Source organism: Micromonospora sp. NPDC005305, from assembly GCF_040607315.1.
In the GTDB taxonomy this organism is placed as follows: domain Bacteria; phylum Actinomycetota; class Actinomycetes; order Mycobacteriales; family Micromonosporaceae; genus Micromonospora.
The window spans coordinates 40,511-57,824 of record NZ_JBEXGL010000008.1; the positions used below are offsets into that span (position 1 = coordinate 40,511).

14 protein-coding genes are annotated in these 17,314 nt (G+C 73.4%); 6 read left to right on the forward strand and 8 right to left on the reverse strand.

The features are described from left to right. The first annotated feature begins 116 nt into the window (after positions 1 to 116). Positions 117 to 1,037: a TetR/AcrR family transcriptional regulator C-terminal domain-containing protein gene (locus tag ABZS80_RS15705; protein ID WP_355056340.1), complete on the forward strand. Its 921-nt coding sequence runs from the start codon at positions 117 to 119 to the stop codon at positions 1,035 to 1,037. Here the strand turns inward: ABZS80_RS15705 and ABZS80_RS15710 are convergent. From ABZS80_RS15710 to ABZS80_RS15720, 3 genes are read right to left on the reverse strand one after another with little or no spacing between them, the layout of a single operon-like run. Then, positions 1,021 to 2,097 carry a zinc-binding dehydrogenase gene (locus ABZS80_RS15710; RefSeq protein ID WP_355056341.1) on the reverse strand — a complete coding sequence of 359 codons (1,077 nt, stop codon included), beginning with the start codon at positions 2,095 to 2,097 and terminating at the stop codon, positions 1,021 to 1,023. The genes ABZS80_RS15705 and ABZS80_RS15710 overlap by 17 nt on opposite strands. Continuing rightward, a complete protein-coding gene (locus ABZS80_RS15715; protein WP_355056342.1) occupies positions 2,094 to 3,536 on the reverse strand; it encodes an aldehyde dehydrogenase family protein in 1,443 nt (480 codons plus the stop codon). Before ABZS80_RS15715 ends, ABZS80_RS15710 begins: the two co-directional genes overlap by 4 nt. A 44-nt stretch (positions 3,537 to 3,580) precedes the next feature. After that, positions 3,581 to 4,234 (reverse strand): TetR/AcrR family transcriptional regulator C-terminal domain-containing protein, encoded by a 654-nt coding sequence (locus tag ABZS80_RS15720; protein WP_355056343.1) that lies wholly within the window; start codon positions 4,232 to 4,234, stop codon positions 3,581 to 3,583. Between the two features lie 232 nt (positions 4,235 to 4,466). On the opposite strand from ABZS80_RS15720, the gene ABZS80_RS15725 reads away from it, so the two are divergent. After that, positions 4,467 to 5,639 (forward strand): acyl-CoA dehydrogenase family protein, encoded by a 1,173-nt coding sequence (locus ABZS80_RS15725; RefSeq protein ID WP_355056344.1) that lies wholly within the window; start codon positions 4,467 to 4,469, stop codon positions 5,637 to 5,639. Positions 5,640 to 5,682: 43 nt separating this feature from the next. Here the strand turns inward: ABZS80_RS15725 and ABZS80_RS15730 are convergent, their stop codons facing one another. Together ABZS80_RS15730 and ABZS80_RS15735 are read right to left on the reverse strand one after the other, a co-directional pair. After that, the gene (locus tag ABZS80_RS15730; protein ID WP_355056345.1) at positions 5,683 to 6,720 is read right to left on the reverse strand and encodes an aminotransferase class V-fold PLP-dependent enzyme; all 1,038 of its coding nucleotides are present in this window, start codon (positions 6,718 to 6,720) and stop codon (positions 5,683 to 5,685) included. A gap of 159 nt (positions 6,721 to 6,879) precedes the next feature. Beyond that, on the reverse strand, positions 6,880 to 8,268 hold the full coding sequence (locus ABZS80_RS15735) for a cation:dicarboxylase symporter family transporter (protein ID WP_355056346.1): 1,389 nt from the start codon (positions 8,266 to 8,268) through the stop codon (positions 6,880 to 6,882). A 135-nt stretch (positions 8,269 to 8,403) separates the two neighbouring features. Between ABZS80_RS15735 and ABZS80_RS15740 the strand changes: the two genes are divergently transcribed. Together ABZS80_RS15740 and ABZS80_RS15745 are read left to right on the forward strand one after the other, a co-directional pair. Then, positions 8,404 to 9,990, forward strand: coding sequence for a sensor histidine kinase (locus tag ABZS80_RS15740; protein ID WP_355056347.1), 1,587 nt, complete (start codon positions 8,404 to 8,406; stop codon positions 9,988 to 9,990). Further along, a complete protein-coding gene (locus ABZS80_RS15745; RefSeq protein WP_151464336.1) occupies positions 9,987 to 10,667 on the forward strand; it encodes a response regulator in 681 nt (226 codons plus the stop codon). The genes ABZS80_RS15740 and ABZS80_RS15745 overlap by 4 nt, the downstream gene beginning before the upstream one ends. Before the next feature lie 22 nt (positions 10,668 to 10,689). Here the strand turns inward: ABZS80_RS15745 and ABZS80_RS15750 are convergent, their stop codons facing one another. Continuing rightward, entirely contained in the window at positions 10,690 to 11,586 is an 897-nt protein-coding gene (locus ABZS80_RS15750; RefSeq protein WP_355056348.1) for a hypothetical protein, read from the reverse strand. A gap of 11 nt (positions 11,587 to 11,597) precedes the next feature. Beyond that, entirely contained in the window at positions 11,598 to 15,131 is a 3,534-nt protein-coding gene (dnaE, locus tag ABZS80_RS15755; protein WP_355056349.1) for a DNA polymerase III subunit alpha, read from the reverse strand. A 183-nt stretch (positions 15,132 to 15,314) separates the two neighbouring features. On the opposite strand from dnaE, the gene ABZS80_RS15760 reads away from it, so the two are divergent. Together ABZS80_RS15760 and ABZS80_RS15765 are read left to right on the forward strand one after the other, a co-directional pair. Next, complete coding sequence (locus tag ABZS80_RS15760; RefSeq protein WP_151464333.1) at positions 15,315 to 15,656, forward strand: PadR family transcriptional regulator; 342 nt, start codon at positions 15,315 to 15,317, stop codon at positions 15,654 to 15,656. Beyond that, complete coding sequence (locus ABZS80_RS15765; protein WP_355056350.1) at positions 15,653 to 16,603, forward strand: permease prefix domain 1-containing protein; 951 nt, start codon at positions 15,653 to 15,655, stop codon at positions 16,601 to 16,603. The genes ABZS80_RS15760 and ABZS80_RS15765 overlap by 4 nt, the downstream gene beginning before the upstream one ends. A gap of 52 nt (positions 16,604 to 16,655) precedes the next feature. On the opposite strand, the gene ABZS80_RS15770 is transcribed toward ABZS80_RS15765, so the two are convergent. Then, positions 16,656 to 17,225, reverse strand: a complete 570-nt coding sequence (locus ABZS80_RS15770; protein ID WP_151464331.1) for a GNAT family protein — start codon at positions 17,223 to 17,225, stop codon at positions 16,656 to 16,658. Positions 17,226 to 17,314 lie beyond the last annotated feature (89 nt).

Consider the following 17,314-nt stretch of genomic DNA (forward strand, 5'->3'; position numbering starts at 1 on the left):
GTCCATCAGGTGCGGTGAGGACGCTAGGGTCGGGGCGCCCCAGGCGCTTCCGGCGACCTAGTACGCTGCCGGCCGGAGGGTGTCCCGAGGAGCGGGTGTACTAGTACGCTGCCGGGATGTCGCCGCACGGCCAGGAGCCGCCGTACCGCCGGATCGCTGCGGAGATCCGGCGCCGCATCGAGCTGGGCGAGCTGCGGCCCGGCGACCGGGTGCCCTCGGCCCGTCAGCTCACCCGCGAACACGGGGTGGCCATCGCCACCGCGACCCGGGTGCTCGCCCTGCTCCGCGCCGAGGGGCTGGTGCTGACCCGCCCGGGCGCCGGCACCGTCGTCGCCGCACCCCGGCCACAGTCCGGGCGGGCGGAGCCGGAGCTGAGCCGGGAGCGGGTGCTGCGCACCGCGGTCGCGCTGGCGGACGAGGGCGGCCTGCCCGCGGTGTCCATGCGCCAGATCGCCGCCGAGCTGGGCGTGGCCACCATGTCGCTCTACCGGCACGTGCGCGGCCGCGACGAGCTGATCCTGGCGATGGCCGACGCCGTGCTGGCCGACGCCCCGCTGCCGGCCACCGAGCCGGCCGGCTGGCGCGCCCGGCTGGACGTGCTCGCCCGGGCGCAGTGGGCCGTCTACCGGCGGCACCGCTGGGTGCCGCACGTCATCTCGATCGCCCGGCCGCAGCCGCTGCCGCACGGCATGGCGCACACCGACCTGGCCCTGCGGGCCACCGCCGGCCTGGGCCTGGACCGGCAGGTGCGCTGGCACGTGGCGATCACCCTGATGGCCTACGTGAAGGGCATCGCGACCAACCTGGAGATGGGCGCGCAGGCGGTGCAGGACAGCGGCCTCACCCACGACCAGTGGGTGGACCGGCAGCAGGCCACGTTCCAGCAGGTGATGGCGGGTGGCGGGCTGGCCACCATGGACGCCCTGACCACCGGCGGCGTCGACCTGGACCTGGAGACCGTCTTCGACTTCGGCCTGCGCCGGCTGCTCGACGGCTTCGCCACGCTGGTCGACGGCGGCGTCAGCCCGGGAAGGTGACCACCCAGCGGGCGCCCTCGCCCCGGGCCAGCCGGTCCAGCGCCGCGGGCGCCTCCGCCAGGGGGATGGCGCCACTGACCAGCGGAGCCAGGTCCAGGCTGCCGTCGGCGAGCGCGGCGGCCAGCTCCGGCACCTCCCGGTCCGGGTCCGAGGAGCCGTAGACCGAGGAGCGCAGGGTGCGGGCCGAGTGGAAGATGTCCAGCGCCGACAGGCTGAGCAGGTCGTCCTTCGCGCCCATGCCGACCACGGTGACCGCTCCCCCGCGCCGCGTCGACCGCCAGGCGGCCCGGATGGTGACGGACCGGCCGACGCACTCGAAGGCGTGGTCGACGCCCCGCCCCTCGGTGCGCGCCCGGATCTCCTTGCCCAGGGTGTCGTCGGAGCGGAGGAAGTCGGTGGCCCCGGTGGCGAGGGCGAGGTCCCGCTTCGCCTCGGCCACGTCGACCGCGAGGATCGGGGCCGCGCCGGCCCGCCGGGCGGCGGTGAGCACGGCGAGGCCGACCCCGCCGAGCCCGATCACCGCGACCGACTCGCCGGGGGCGACCCGGGCGGTGTTGCGGACCGCGCCGGTGCCGGTGAGCACGGCACAGCCGAGCAGCGCGGCCTGCTCCGCCGGCAGGCCGGCCGGGATCTCGATGGCGGCCCGCTCGGGTACCACCACCTCCTCGGCGAGGGCGCCGAGCCCCAGGGTGACGTGGAGCGGGCCGCCGTCGGCGGTCTCGCCCCGGGCCGCCGAGGCCCCTGTGTTGGCGGCGCAGAGCCACGGCTCGCCGTGCCGGCAGTGCCAGCAGGCGCGGCAGGCGGGGGCCCAGTTGAGCACCACGGGCGTGCCGACGGCCAGCCGGGTGCCGGGGCCGGCCTCGGCCACCACGCCGGTGGCCTCGTGCCCGAGCACCAGGGGGTACGCGGGCGCCACCGTACCGTCCACCATGGCCAGGTCGGAGTGGCAGATGCCGGCGGCCCGGATGCGGACCCGCAGCTCGCCGGGGCCGGGGTCGGGCAGGCGTACCTCCTCGACGGCCGGGGTGGCGCCCCGGCCGCGGACCACGAGCGCCCTCACCGCTGGATCGCCTTCAGCTCGGTGAACTCCTCGATGCCGTAGCCGCCCAGTTCGCGGCCGAGGCCGGACTGCTTGTAGCCGCCGAACGGGGCGAGCGGGTTGAACGCGCCGCCGTTGACGTCCACCTGGCCGGTGCGCAGCCGCCGGGCCACGGCCAGCGCCGCCTCCCCGTCGGCGGACCAGACCGCGCCGGCCAGCCCGTACCGGGAGTTGTTGGCGATGGCGACGGCCTCGTCGGTGTCGGCGAACGGGATGACCGCGAGCACCGGGCCGAAGACCTCCTCCTGGGCGAGGGCGCTGTCCGGGTGGACGTCGGCGAGGACGGTGGGTGCGACGAAGTGCCCGCGCGGCGGCAGCGGCGCGTCCGGGCCGCCCGCGACCAGGCGGGCGCCGTCGGCGAGCGCCCGGTCGACGTGCCCGCGGACCCGCTCGGCCTGGGCGGCCGAGACCAGCGGGCCGAGCCGGGTGGCCGGGTCGAACGGGTCGCCCAGCCGGTATCCGGCCACGGCCGCCGCGACCAGGTCCAGCGCCTCCGCGTAGCGGTCGCGGTGGACCAGCATGCGGGTCCAGGCCGTGCAGGTCTGGCCCGAGTTGAGCAGCCCGTTGCCGACCCCGACCTTGACGGCGGTGGGCAGGTCGGCGTCGGCGAGGATCACGTTGGCCGACTTGCCGCCGAGTTCGAGGGCGACCCGGGCGATCCGGTCGGCGGCCAGGTGCGCGATCCGCCGGCCGGTGGCCGTGGAGCCGGTGAACGAGACGAGGTCGACGTCGGGGTGGGCGGCCAGGGCCTCCCCCACCACCGGCCCGGTGCCGGGCACCAGGTTGACCACCCCGGGCGGCAGCCCGGCCTCGGCGACGGCGTCGAAGAGCAGGTACGCCGTGAGCGGCGTCAGCTCGCTGGGCTTGAGCACCACCGTGCAGCCGGCGGCGAGCGCCGGGGCCACCTTGGCGACCACCTGGTGCAGCGGGTAGTTCCACGGGGTGATCGCGCCGACCACGCCGACCGGCTCGCGGACCACGAGGGAGTTGCCGACGGTCCGCTCGGCCGGCGGGCGGCCGGCCAGGTCGACCATGCTCCGCAGCACGGTCAGCGGCAGGCCGGCCTGCACCCGGGTGGCGAGCTTGAGCGGGGTGCCGAGTTCGAGAGCGACGGTGCGGGCGATGTCCTCGGCCCGGGCGGCGAGCGCGGTGTGCAGCCGGTCGAGGTGGGCGGCCCGCTCGGCGGGGGCCGTGGCGGCCCAGCCGGGGAAGGCGGCCCGGGCGGCGGCCACGGCGCGGTCCACGTCGGCCGGGGTGCCGGCGGGGACCTGCCCGACGATCTCTCCGGTGGCCGGGTTCTCGACCGGGATCGTCCCGCCGTCCGCCGGGTCGACCCAGTCCCCGGCGAGGTGCAGATGGCGGCGGACCAGCAGGGCGGGGGGCGCGTCGGCGAGATCCATGGCGTCCCTTCGTGGGCGGGAAACTAGCAGTGGGAGTTTTGACGCTACCCCGGACCGGTTCCGCGTTCCAGGGGGGTCACGGCCCGGGCGTACTCGGCGGCGAGGCCGTGCAGCAACGCGTCCAGGCCGAGGGTGAACGCGCCCTCGTCGACGCTGCGCTGGTGGCCGCGCAGCCGGTGCGCCTGGTTGAGGTGCGGGTGGGCCAGGTACAGCTCCGGGTCCTCGACGAAGCCGCGGGCGAACGAGCCGAGCGCCGAGCCGGCCACGAAATAGCGCATCGCGGCACCGATGTGGGTGGCCCGGGCCGGCGGCCAGCCCGCCCGGACCAGGCCGCCGTAGACGGCGTCGGCCATGGCCAGCGCGGCCGGCCGGCGCCCCGGCCCCTGCGCCAGGTAGGGAACGATGTTCGGGTGGACGGTCAGGGCCTGGCGGTAGGACCGGGCCCAGCGGCGCAGCGCCTCGACCCAGTCGCACCGGTCGAAGACGGTGACGTCGACGGAGGCCGTGACGCTGTCCGCCACCGCGTCGAGGATCTCGTCCTTGGTGGCGAAGTGGTTGTAGAGCGAGGGGCCCTGCACGTTCAGCGCGGCGGCCAGCCGGCGGGTGGACAGGGCGCCCAGGCCGTCGGCGTCGATCAGCGCGAGTGCGGTCTCCACGATCCGGTCGCGGTTGAGCAGGGCCTGCCGGGGACGGGGCACGTCAGGCCACCCACGCCGGGCCCACGCCGCCGGCCCCTCGCCGGTCGAATCCCGCCACGCCGCCTCCCCCGTCGGAACACCTGCTCACGCACCCTAACCGGGGCGGGGCCGCGGAGCCTCACCACGACGGCCGGAGGAGGGGTCTGGACGGATGAAAACTTACACCGCTAGTTTAAGAGCGACCGCCGCCGCCCGCCGCGGTCTCCACCGCCACGCCGACCGAGGGAGCAACGTGGACTTCGCACTGTCCGACGAGGAACGGGCCGTCCGGGACACCGTGCGCGCCTTCGTCACCCGCGAGGTGCTGCCGCTGGAGCAGGAGGTGCTGCGCCGCGAGCGCGCCCACCAGCCCGGCCTGGACCGCTCCGAGCTGCGCGAGCTGCAGCTCAAGGCGAAGAAGTTCGGCTTCTGGGGCCTGGCCACCCCCGAGGAGTACGGGGGGATGGACCTGCCCGCCGTGCTCCAGTCGCTGATCTGGACCGAGCTGGGCCGCTCCTTCGTGCCGTTCCGCTTCGGCGGGGAGGCGGACAACATCCTGTTCCACGCCACCGAGGAGCAGAAGCGGGAGTTCCTCCTCCCGACCATCGAGGGGGAACGGATCTCCTGCTTCGCGATCACCGAGCCGGGCGCCGGGTCCGACGCGGCGAACATCAGGCTGCGGGCCCGCCGCGACGGCGACGACTGGGTCCTCGACGGCGAGAAGACGTTCATCACCAACGGCAACGACGCCGACTTCGCCATCGTGGTGGCGGTGACCGACCCCGAGAAGGGCGCCCGCAACGGCGGCGCGACCGCGTTCCTGGTGGACCGGTCGATGGGCTGGCGGTCGGAGTTCATCCAGACCATGGGCGAGGGCGGGCCCGCGTCCCTGATCTTCGACGGCGTCCGCGTGCCGCACCGCAACATCCTCGGCGGGATCGGCCAGGGCTTCACGCTGGGCATGGAGTGGATCGGCAAGGGCCGCTACACGATCCCGTCGCACGCCATCGGCATCGCCGAGCGGGCCCTCCAGATGGCGATCGACTACGCCAACACCCGGGAGACCTTCGGCGCGAAGATCGGCACCAACCAGGCGATCCAGTGGATGATCGCCGACTCGGAGACCGAGCTGGAGGCGGCCCGCTGGCTGGTGCTCAGGTCGGCGTGGACCGTCGACCAGGGCCTCGACCCGCGGCACGCCTCGTCGATGGGCAAGCTCTACGGCGCCGGCATGGTCAACCGGGTGGTCGACCGGGTGCTCCAGATCCACGGCGGCATGGGCTACACCCGGGAGCTGCCGATCGAGCGCTGGTACCGGCAGGTGCGGCTGTACCGGATCTTCGAGGGCACCGACGAGATGCAGCGGCTGATCATCTCCCGGGACCTGCTGCGCGGCTACACGAAGATCGGCGGGCACCTGGCCTGAGCCGGCGTGGCTCCCGCCCGGTCCCGGGGCGGGAGCCACCGCCTCAGCCGGTCAGCGCCGCCAGGGCCAGGTCGACGTCTTCCTCGGTGGTGTAGAGGTGGAACGCGGCGCGGACCCGCCCGGCGCGGACCGCTGCCCGCACCCCGGCCCGGGCCAGCTTCTCCTGCGCGCCCGGCACCTCGACGGCCACGATCGCGCTGTCGCCGGGCGGCCGGCCCAGCCCGGCGAGGAACCGGTTGGCCAGCGCCACGTCGTGGGCGTGCACGGCGGGCAACCCGATCTCGGCGAGCAGTTCGAGGGCGGGGGCGGCGCCCACATAGCTGAACCAGGCCGGCGAGATGTCGAAGCGCCGCGCGTCGTCGGCCAGCCGCAGCGGGGGGCCGTAGTAGGAGGCGTGCGGGTCGGCGCCCGCGTACCACCCGGCGGCGTCGGGCCGCAGCCGCTCCCGCAGCGCCGGGGCCAGGTAGCCGAAGGCCGCGCCGCGCGGCGCCATCAACCACTTGTACGCGGCCACGGCCACCACGTCGGCCAGTCCCGCGTCGAAGGGCAGCCACCCGGCGGCCTGGGTGGCGTCGACCGCGACGAGCGCGCCGTGCGCCCGCGCCGCCGCGACGATCGTCTCGTACGGGGCCACGGCCCCGTCGGCGGACTGCACGAGGCTGAACGCGACCAGGTCGGTGTCGCCGTCGATCGCGTCGGCCAGGCCGGCGAGCGGCACGGTCCGGACCCGGACGCCCCGCTCCTGCTGCACGAGCCAGGGGAAAAGGTTGGAGGTGAACTCCACCTCCGGGACGACCACCGTCGCGCCGGCCGGCAGCGCGGCGGCCACCGGGGCGAGCAGTTGCGAGGCGGTGCTGCCGATCGTCACGTCCGTCGGGGCCACCCCGACCAGCCGGGCGAACCCGGCGCGGGCCCGCTCGGCGGCCCCGCCCCAGCCCTCCCAGGAGATCCGGCCGACCCGCCAGTCCGCCAGGGCGTCCTGCAACGCCTGCCAGGCTGGCTCGGGCGGCAGCCCGTAACTGGCGGTGTTCAGCCAGCCGGGCTCCGGCTGCCACAGCTTCTGCGCCTGCTCCACGTCCATGCCATCGACGCTAACCATCATCTCCGGCCACCGGGACGGCCAATCCCGGGCTCGTGGTCCCCACCGGCCGGGGCCACCGGCCACGCCAGGGGCGCCGGAAGGGGTACGCCGGCCGGGCCCGCCGAACGGGGGTCGGGCGGGCCCGGGGCGCAGGTCGGCTCAGGCCGTCGTGTCGGCCAGGGCGGCCGACGGTGTGGCCGGCTCGGCCCTCTCGTCGTCCGGGTCCTCGTCGTCGAGCATGGTGGTCTCGTCGAACGGCCGCTGCCCGCTGAGCACGGCCTGGGCCTGCGCCCGGTCGAACTCGCCGGTCCAGGTGCCGACCAGCACGGTGGCCACCGCGTTGCCGGCGAAGTTGGTCAGCGCCCGGGCCTCGGACATGAACCGGTCGATGCCGACGATCAGGCCGACCCCGTCGACCAGGTCCGGCCGGTGCGACTGGAGACCGCCGGCCAGGGTGGCCAGGCCCGCGCCGGTCACCCCGGCCGCACCCTTCGAGGCGATGATCATGAAGGCCAGCAGGCCGATCTGCTCGCCGATCGCCAGGGGCTTGCCCAGCGCGTCGGCGATGAACAGCGCGGCCATGGTCAGGTAGATCGCGGTGCCGTCGAGGTTGAAGGAGTAGCCGGTCGGCACCGTGATGCCGACGACCGGCTTGCTGACGCCGAAGTGCTCCATCTTGGCGATGAGCCGGGGCAGCGCCGACTCCGACGACGAGGTGGAGAGGATGAGCAGGAACTCCCGGCCCAGGTAACGCAGCAGGGAGAAGATCGAGACACCCGACACCAGGCGCAGCAGCGTGCCGAGCACCACGATCACGAAGATCAGGCAGGTGGCGTAGAAGCCGAGCATGATCTGGGCCAGGCTGGTCAGCGCGTCCACGCCGGTCGCACCGACCACCGCGGCGATCGCACCGAACGCGCCGATCGGGGCCACCCACATGATCATCGCGAGCACCTTGAAGACGAGGCGCTGGATGATCCCCACGGCCCGCAGCACCGGCTCACCGCGCCGGCCCATGGCCTGCACGGCGAAGCCGACCAGCAGGGCGACGAGCAGCGTCTGGAGCACCGAGCCCTCGGTCAGCGCCGAGAAGAGCGAGGTGGGAATGACGCCGAGCAGGAACTCGACGGTGTCGCCGCTCTCCCCGCCGGCGGCGGACTTGCCCGCGTCGGCCACCTCCGGGCCGAGGTTCAGGCCCGAGCCGGGATGGACGATGTTGCCGACCACGAGGCCGATGGCGAGCGCCACCGTCGACATGAGCAGGAAGTAGCCGAGCGCGAGGCCGCCGACCTTGCCGACCCGGGCCGCCTGCCGCACGGACCCGACGCCCAGGACGATGGTGCAGAAGATGACCGGGCTGATCATCATCTTGATCAGGTTCACGAAGCCGGTGCCCAGCGGCTTCAGCTCCTTGCCGACCTCGGGCGCGGCGAGGCCGACCACGATGCCGGCGACGACGGCCAGGATGACCGCCAGGTAGAGGTACCGGGTCCGGTCCCGGCGGGCGGGCCGGGCGTCCGCGGGGGTGGGTGGGGTGGTGGTGTCCATGCCCACAATGTGAGGCCAATCTCACCCCGGGGCACGCTTGCGTTCATTCTGTTCACCCGTGCAGCGCACGGCCGAAACCGCACCGGGAGCGTGCGCCAGACTTGCCGGCGACCCGGTGACGGAAGGAGGGGGAACGTGGCCCGACGGCAGTGGAGCATCGCGGGGCAGCTCTTCGCCCTCCAGGCGGTGGTGGTGACGCTGCTCGTGCTGGCCGGCGCGGCCGGCGCCGTCTGGCTGGCCCGCAGCGACTCCCACCAGGCCGCCGAGGACGAGGTGCTGGCCGTGGCGCAGGCCGTCGCCGGCTCCCCCAACGTCCGCGCCGCGCTCACCAGCGCCGACCCGCCGGCCACCCTCCAGCCGTACGCGGAGGCCACCCGCGTCGCCACCGGAACGGACTTCGTGGTGGTGATGGCCCCGGACCGGACCCGCTACTCGCACCCGAGCCCGCAGCTCGTCGGGCAGCCGTTCATCGGCGACATCGGCCCGGCCCTCTCCGGCGAGCCGTTCACCGTCACCAACGTCGGCACGCTCGGCGAGTCGGTGCGCGCGGTCGTCCCCGTGTACGACGACCGGCACCGGATCATCGGGCTGGTCTCGGTGGGCATCACCACCCGGGAGATCAACCGGAAGCTGCTCGCCCAGGTGCCGGTGCTGCTCGGCGCCGCCGCACCAGCCCTGGCCCTTGCGGCCACCGGGTCCTGGCTGCTCAGCCGCCGGCTCCGCCGGCAGACACACGGTCTCGGCCCGAGCCAGATGACCCGGATGTACGAGTACTACGACGCGGTCCTGCACTCCGTCCGCGAGGGGCTGCTGGTGCTGACCCGGGACCGCCGGGTGGCGCTGGTCAACGACGAGGGGCGCCGGCTGCTCGGGCTGGCCGACGACGCCGCGGTGACCGACCGGCCGGTCGCCGGGATCGAGCTGCCTCCGGCGGTGGCCGAGCTGCTCGACTCCGGCCGGGACGCGCACGACGAGCCGATCCTGGCCGGCGACCGGGTGCTGGTGGCCAACCAGCGCACGACCCGCTTCGAGGGCGCGGCGCTCGGCACCGTGCTGACCCTGCGCGACCAGACCGAGCTACGAAACCTGGCCAGCGAGCTGGACTCGGTCCGCGCCCTCACCGAGGCGCTGCAGGCGCAGACCCACGAGTCGGCGAACCGCCTGCACACCGTGCTCACCCTCGTGGAGCTGGGCCGCACCGACGAGGCGGTCCGGCTGGCGACCCGCGACCTGGCGCTCGCCCAGCAGCTCACCGACCGGGTGGTCGGCGCGGTGACCGAGCCCGCGCTGGCCGCCCTGCTGCTCGGCAAGTCGGCGCGGGCCGGCGAGCGCGGCGTGGACCTGGTGGTCGAGCCGGACTGCCGGCTCGACGACAGCCCCCTGCCCACCACCGACCTGCTCACCGTGGTCGGCAACCTGGTCGACAACGCCCTGGAAGCGGTCGCCGGCACCCCGCCGCCGCGCCGGGTGCGGGTCTTCGTCGGCACGGTCGACGACGAGCTGGTGGTCCGGGTCGGCGACAGCGGCCCCGGGCTGGACCCGGACCGGGTGGCGGACGCCTTCCGGCGCGGCTGGTCCACCAAGAGCGCCGGCCGGGGGCTCGGTCTGGCGCTGGTCGGGCAGGTGGTGCGCCGGCACGACGGCGCGTCGGAGGTCACCCGCACCGACGACGGGGAGACGGTGTTCACCGTCCGGCTGCCGGTCCCGCGGGTGGCCCGATGAGCGACGTCCGGGTGCTGGTGGTGGAGGACGAGCCGCTGCTGGCCGAGGCGCACCGGGCGTACACCGAACGGGTGCCCGGCTTCGTGGTGGTCGGCGTGGCGCACACGGCGCGGGACGCGATGGCGGCGCTGCGCCAGCGCGGCGGCGCCGACGTCGACCTGGTCCTGCTCGACTTCCGGCTGCCCGACCTGCACGGCCTCGACGTGTGCCGGGCCCTGCGCGCGGCGGGCAGCAGCGTGGACGTGCTCGCGGTGACCTCGGCACGTGACCTCGCGGTGGTGCGCACCGCGGTGTCCCTCGGGGTGACCCACTACCTGCTCAAGCCGTTCACCTTCGCCGCGTTCCGCGACAAGCTGGAGCGGTACGCCGACTACCGGCGCCAGGCCCTCGCCGACGGCGAGGTGGCCGCCCAGCACGAGGTGGACCGGATGTTCGCCACCCTGCGCGGCGCGACCCGCCACACCCTGCCCAAGGGCCTGGACGAGCAGACCCTGCACACCGTGCTGGCCGCCCTCGGCGACGGCGGGCTCTCCGCCACCGAGGTCAGCGGGCGCACCGGGATCTCACGGGTGACCGCGCGGCGCTACCTGGAATATCTGGTGTCCGCCGACCGCGCGGTCCGGGCACCCCGCTACGGCACCCCCGGCCGCCCCGAGGTCGAGTACCGGCCGGTGTGACCGTCGGGCAGGACGCCGGGGCTCAGGCGGGCACGGGGAGGTCCACGAGCGCCGCGCCCAGCTCCGCCCGGACCCGGCGCAGCGGCCAGGCGGCGATCTCCGGCAGTGTGTGGCGCTCCCGGAGCCGCCGCACCGCCGCCAGGCCGACCAGGTAGCCGCACCGCTTGGGCAGGTCCCCGCCGAGCGGCGAGTCCCGCATGAGGAAGTAGGCGGCGTGGTGCTCCCGGTCGGTGGCGTCGAGGTCGGCGCGGACCCGGCCCAGGATCTCCGGCCAGCGGTCGCGGCACTCCGCCAGCCAGGCCCGGTAGCCGGGGCGACCGAACCACAGATAGTCCTCGTCCGGCCGGCCGGGGTCGACCTCCGCCGACACCTGGGTGGCCAGGCCCTCGGTGAACAGGGCGTTCGCCACCCCGTGGTCGGGCCACGCGTGGATCCCCGCCCGGCGGTCGTGCACGACGTGCGCGGCCTCGTGCAGCACGAGAAGCCGGTCGTCGCCGGGCGGGCCGAGTTGTTCCACGGCGAGGAAGAGCGCGAACCGGCCGTCGAGTTCGTCGGCCCACCCGTTGGCCCGGTGCAGCCCGACCAGCACCACGCACTCGACCGGGTCGGCGGTGTCCGACCAGGCCAGCGCGTCACATACCGCGGCCACACCGGACGGCAGGAGGGCGCGTACCGCCTCGGTGCGGTCCGCTAGGTCGGCGGCCCGGTCGCGGAGCCCGAGCAGCACCTCGGCCACCTCCTCGGCGCCGGACCAGGTGCCGCCCCGGTCCAGCGCCCGGAACACGTCGGGGTGCCGGGCAAGGTACCGGGACCGCCAGCGGTCCGGCCAACCCGCCGCGGGCGTCCCCGCGCACTCGTCGAGGCAGGCGAGGAAGTCGGGCACCAGGTCCCGGACGCGCAGCAGCGGGGTGGCGGGCACGCGACGGGCGGTCAGCTCACGTTGGCCGGGCCGAGGACGCTCTTCAGGTCGCCCATCAGCGCGGTGGTGGCCGCCACCCGGAACGGGCCCAGGCGCAGCGTGGTGGTCTTGCCGCCGTTGAGCAGCTTGACGTGCACCTCGGTGTCGCCCGGGTGCAGCACCAGGGTCTCCTTGAGTTTCTCCACGAGCGGCGGCGTGCAGCGGTGCACCGGGATGGTGAGGGTGACCGGCTTGTTCGCCGGGTTGCTGCTGATGTCGGGCATCTGCATGTCCATCGCCATGATCCGGGGCGTGTCGTCGCGGCGGTCGACCCGGCCCTTCACCACGACGATGGCGTCCTCGGCGATGTACTGCCCGATCACCTCGTAGGTGTTGGGGAAGAACAGCGTCTCGACCCCGCCGGCCAGGTCCTCCAGGGTGGCCGAGGCCCACGCCCGGCCCTGCTTGGTGACCCGGCGCTGCACGCCGGAGAGGATGCCGGCGAGGGTGACCACCGCGCCGTCGGGCACGGTGCCCTCCTCGGAGAGGGCGGCGATGGTGGTGTCGGCCGCGGCGCCGAGCACGTGCTCCAGGCCGAAGAGCGGGTGGTCGGAGACGTACAGGCCGAGCATCTCGCGCTCGAAGGCGAGCTTGTCCCGCTTGTCCCACTCGCTGTCGCCGATGACCGGCATCACCGTGGTGCTGCCGCCGGTGTCCGCGTCGCCGAAGCCGGCGCCGAACAGGTCGTACTGGCCGACGGCCTCCTTGCGCTTGACGTCGGCGTACGCGTCGATGGCGTCGGCGTGCACGGCGAGCAGGCCCTTGCGGCTGTGCCCCAGCGAGTCGAAGGCGCCCGCCTTGATCAGCGATTCGATGGTCTTCTTGTTGCAGGCGACCGCGTCCACCTTGGACAGGAAGTCGTAGAAGTCGGCGTACTCGCCCTTCTCCTCGCGGCACCGCATGATCGCGGCCACCACGTTCGCGCCGACGTTGCGCACGGCGGCCAGGCCGAACCGGATGTCCTCGCCGACCGGCGTGAACGGCCCGGCGGAGGTGTTGACGTCCGGCGGGAGGACCTGGATGCGCATCCGGCGGCACTCGGAGAGGTAGAGCGCCATCTTGTCCTTGTCGTCGCCGACCGAGGTGAGCAGCGCCGCCATGTATTCGGCCGGGTAGTGCGCCTTGAGGTACGCGGTCCAGTACGACACCAGGCCGTAGGCGGCGGAGTGCGCCTTGTTGAACGCGTAGCCGGCGAACGGGACGAGGACGTCCCACACGGCCTGGATGGCCTCGTCGGAGTAGCCGCGCTCGCGGCAGCCGTCCCGGAACGGGATGAACTCCTTGTCGAGGATCTCCTTCTTCTTCTTGCCCATCGCCCGGCGCAGCAGGTCCGCCTGGCCCAGGGTGTAGCCGGCGAGGATCTGCGCGGCGCGCTGCACCTGCTCCTGGTAGACGATCAGGCCGTAGGTGGGGGCGAGGATCTCCTGCAGCGGCTCCTCCAGCTCCGGGTGGATCGGGGTGATGTCCTGGAGGCTGTTCTTGCGCAGCGCGTAGTTGGTGTGCGAGTCCACGCCCATGGGGCCGGGCCGGTAGAGCGCCAGCACGGCGGAGATGTCCTCGAAGTTGTCCGGCTTCATGAGCCGCAGCAGCGAGCGCATCGGCCCGCCGTCGAGCTGGAACACGCCCAGCGTGTCGCCGCGGGCGAGCAGCTCGTAGGCCGCCTTGTCGTCCAGCGGCAGGCCCAGCAGGTCCAGCTCCTTGCCGTGGTTGAGCTGGATGTTCTTGACCGCGTCGTCGATGATCGTGAGGTTGCGCAGGCCGAGGAAGTCCATCTTCAGCAGCCCGAGCGACTCGCAGGTCGGGTAGTCGAACTGCGTGATGATGACGCCGTCGGCGTCGCGCCGCATCAGCGGGATGTGCTCGATGATCGGCTCGGCGGACATGATGACGCCGGCGGCGTGCACGCCGGTCTGCCGGATCAGGCCCTCGATGCCCTTCGCCGTCTCGATGACCTTCTTGACGTCCGGGTCGGACTCGTAGAGGCCGCGGATCTCGCCCGCCTCCGCGTAGCGCGGGTGCTTCGGGTCGAAGATGCCGGACAGCGGGATGTCCTTGCCCATGACGGCCGGGGGCATCGCCTTGGTGATCCGGTCGCCCACCGCGTACGGGTAGCCGAGCACCCGCGCCGAGTCCTTGATCGCGGCCTTCGCCTTGATGGTGCCGAAGGTGGCGATCTGCGCGACCTTGTCCTCGCCCCACTTGTCGGTGACGTACCGGATCACCTCACCGCGCCGGCGCTCGTCGAAGTCGATGTCGACATCCGGCATCGAGATGCGCTCGGGGTTGAGGAACCGCTCGAAGATCAGGCCGTGCGGGATCGGATCCAGGTCGGTGATGCCCAGGGCGTACGCGACCAGCGAGCCGGCGGCCGACCCACGGCCCGGGCCGACCGCGATGCCCTGGCTCTTGGCCCACTGGATGAAGTCGGCGACCACGAGGAAGTAGGACGGGAAGCCCATCTGGATGATGACGCCCAGCTCGTACTCCGCCTGGACCACGTGGCCCTCGGGGATGCCGTTCGGGAAGCGGCGGGCCAGCCCCGCGAAGGTCTCCTTGCGGAACCAGGACTCCTCGGTCTCGCCCTCGGGGATCGGGAACCGCGGCATCAGGTTGTGGAACTCGAACATCCCGGCCGGGTCGACCTTCTCGGCCACCAGCAGGGTGTTGCGGCAGCCCTGCTGCCACAGCTCGGACGAGTCGACGGCGCGCATCTGCTCGGCCGACTTCACGAAGTAGCCGCCGCCCTCGAAGCGGAACCGGTTGGGGTCGGCCACGTTGCTGCCGGTCTGCACGCAGAGCAGGACGTCGTGCGCCTCGGCCTGCGCCTCGTGGGTGTAGTGCGAGTCGTTGGTGACCACCGGCGGGATGTCGAGCTTGCGGGCGATCTCGGTGAGCCCGTCCCGGACGCGGCGCTCGATGTCGAGGCCGTGGTCCATGATCTCCAGGAAGTAGTTGTCCCTGCCGAAGATGTCCTGGTAGGCGGCGGCGACCTTGAGCGCCTCGTCGAACTGGCCGAGCCGCAGCCGGGTCTGCACGGCGCCGGAGGGGCAGCCGGTGGTGGCCATGATCCCCTCGGCGTGCTCGGCGATCAGCTCCATGTCCATCCGGGGCCACTTGACGTAGTGGCCCTCCATGGAGGCGCGGGAGTTGAGTTTGAACAGGTTGTGCAGGCCGTCGCGGTTCGCCGCCCACATGGTCATGTGGGTGATGGCGCCGTTGCCGGAGACGTCGTCGCTCTTCTGCTCCGGGCGCCCCCACTTGACCCGCTGCTTGTGGAAGCGCGACTCGGGCGCCACGTACGCCTCGACGCCGAGGATCGGCTTGACCCCGGCGGCCGTGGCCTGCTTGTAGAAGTCGTTCGCGCCGTGCATGTTGCCGTGGTCGGTGATCGCCACCGCCGGCATGCCGAGCCGCGCGGCCTCGGCGAAGAGGTCCTTGAGCCGGGCCGCCCCGTCGAGCATCGAGTACTCGGTGTGTACGTGCAGATGCGCGAACGAATCGCCCATGCGTGGCGCCCCCCAGCTATGGATCTTGGGCGGTCGGAACCGACCGGGATCCACCCTACCGAGGTCAACTCCGCGGCTCCACCGGCCGCGCCGACGGTGGTCGGCGTCTCCTCCACAGCATCGTGCGTCACACGATGGTGTGGGACTAGACAATGGTGTGTGGCACACACTATCGTGTGATGCATGGTCACCGACGAGATCCTCCGGACCCACCTCCAGGAACTGCGTCGGGGCACCGTCGTGGTGGCGAGCCTGGTCGCCCTGCGCCGTCCCGACTACGGCTACGCACTGCTGCAACGGCTCACCGGCCACGGCTTCCCGGTGGACGCCAACACGCTCTACCCGCTGCTGCGCCGCCTTGAGGAACAGGGGCTGCTGACCAGCGAGTGGAACACCGAGGAGAGCCGACCGCGCAAGTTCTACCGGACCAGCGACGAGGGCGAGAGCCTGCTCCGGCGACTCCTCGACGACCTGGCCGCCGTCCAGACCTCTCTCACCAGCCTGATCGAAGGAGTGGAGCGATGAGCTCGCTGACCGACCGTTACCTCGCCGCCACCCTGCGGACGGTGCCAGCCGCCCGGCGCGCCGAGATCGAGACCGAGCTGCGCGGCTCGATCGAGGACATGATCGACGGCCGTCGCGCCGACGGCCGGGACGCCGACACCGCCGAACGCGAGGTCCTCACCGAGCTGGGCAACCCCGCGCAGCTCGCCGCCCGCTACGCCGACCGGCGCCTCCAGCTCATCGGCCCGACCTACTACCTGGCCTGGGAGCGGCTGATGAAGCTGCTGCTCAGCTTCGTCCCGGCCACCGTGGGGATCATCGTCGGCCTGCTGGAGGCCACCGACGGGGAGAACCCCGGCGGCGCGGTCGGCGCGGGCATCGCCACCGCCCTGGAGGTCGCGGTCCAGATCGCCTTCTGGGTCACGCTGGCCTTCGCGGTGCTCGAACGGACCAACACGTCGCTGAACCTGCCGGCGTGGAGCGTCGACCAACTCCCCGAGGTGCAGACCAACCGGCAGATCACCCTGGTCGACGTCACCGCCGCGATCGGCTGGCTGGTGCTGGTCATCGCCTACCTGCCGATCCAGCACTTCCACTCGTTCGTGCCGAACGGCGCCGACGGCAACCTGCCGATCCTCGATCCGGCACTGTGGAGCTTCTGGCTGCCGTTCCTCATCGCCGTGCTCGTCGCCAGCGTCGGCCTGGAGATCGCCAAGTACCGGGCCGGGCGGTGGACGTGGCCGCTGGTCGCCGTGAACGCGGTGCTCGACCTGGCGTTCGCGGTGCCGGTCATCTGGCTGATGTCGACCGACCGGCTGCTCAACCCCGACTTCGTCGACCGCTTCGAGTGGCTCGGGCGCGAGGAGAACCTCAACACCGTCGCCACGATCGTGGTGGCCGGCACCGTCCTGGTCATCGTCTGGGACGTCGTCGAGAGCGCGATCAAGGCGTACCGCAACCGGCACTGAGGCCGACGACCGGCGCGGCCCGGCACCCACGCGGGTGCCGGGCCGCGCCGGCTCAGGAGGTGGCGGTTCGGGCCCGCCACTCGCGGGCGAGCACGGCGTACACGGCCTCGTCGGTCCACTCGCCCTTGACGAACTCGTTCTCCCGCAGGTGCGCCTCGCGGCGCATCCCGAGGCGTTCCAGCACCCGGGCCGAGGCCGTGTTGCGGGCGTCCAGCCGGCCGACGATCCGGTGCAGCCCGAGGCCGTCGAAGCCCAGCCGCAGCATCTCCCGGGCCGCCTCGGTGACGTACCCCCGGCCGGTGTGGTCGGGGTGGGCGACGTAGCCGATCTCGCCCTGCCGGTGCTCCCCGCTGGTCCAGCTCAGCAGCACGTCGCCCACGAACTCGCCGGTCTCCGCCAGGACGAGGGCCAGGTTGAGCACGTCACCCGGCTGGCGCAGCGCGGTCCGGCGCACCATCCGGTCCACCGCCGCCCGGGCGGCGGCGTCGTTGTAGGGCTCGTGGTAGAGGAACCGGGTGACCTCCGGCCGGCCGCGGTAGTCGCGGAGGGCGGCCAGGTCGGCGAGGGTGAAGGCGCGCAGCAGCAGGCGCTCGGTGCGCAGCGGCAGGTCGGGAACGAGCATGCCGGCAGGGTACGAGCGTCGCGGCCGGGCGGTCAGCCGAGTTTCCCCCGGCGACCGCGGCGAGGCGGCCGGGAGTTGCGTCGGCTGCC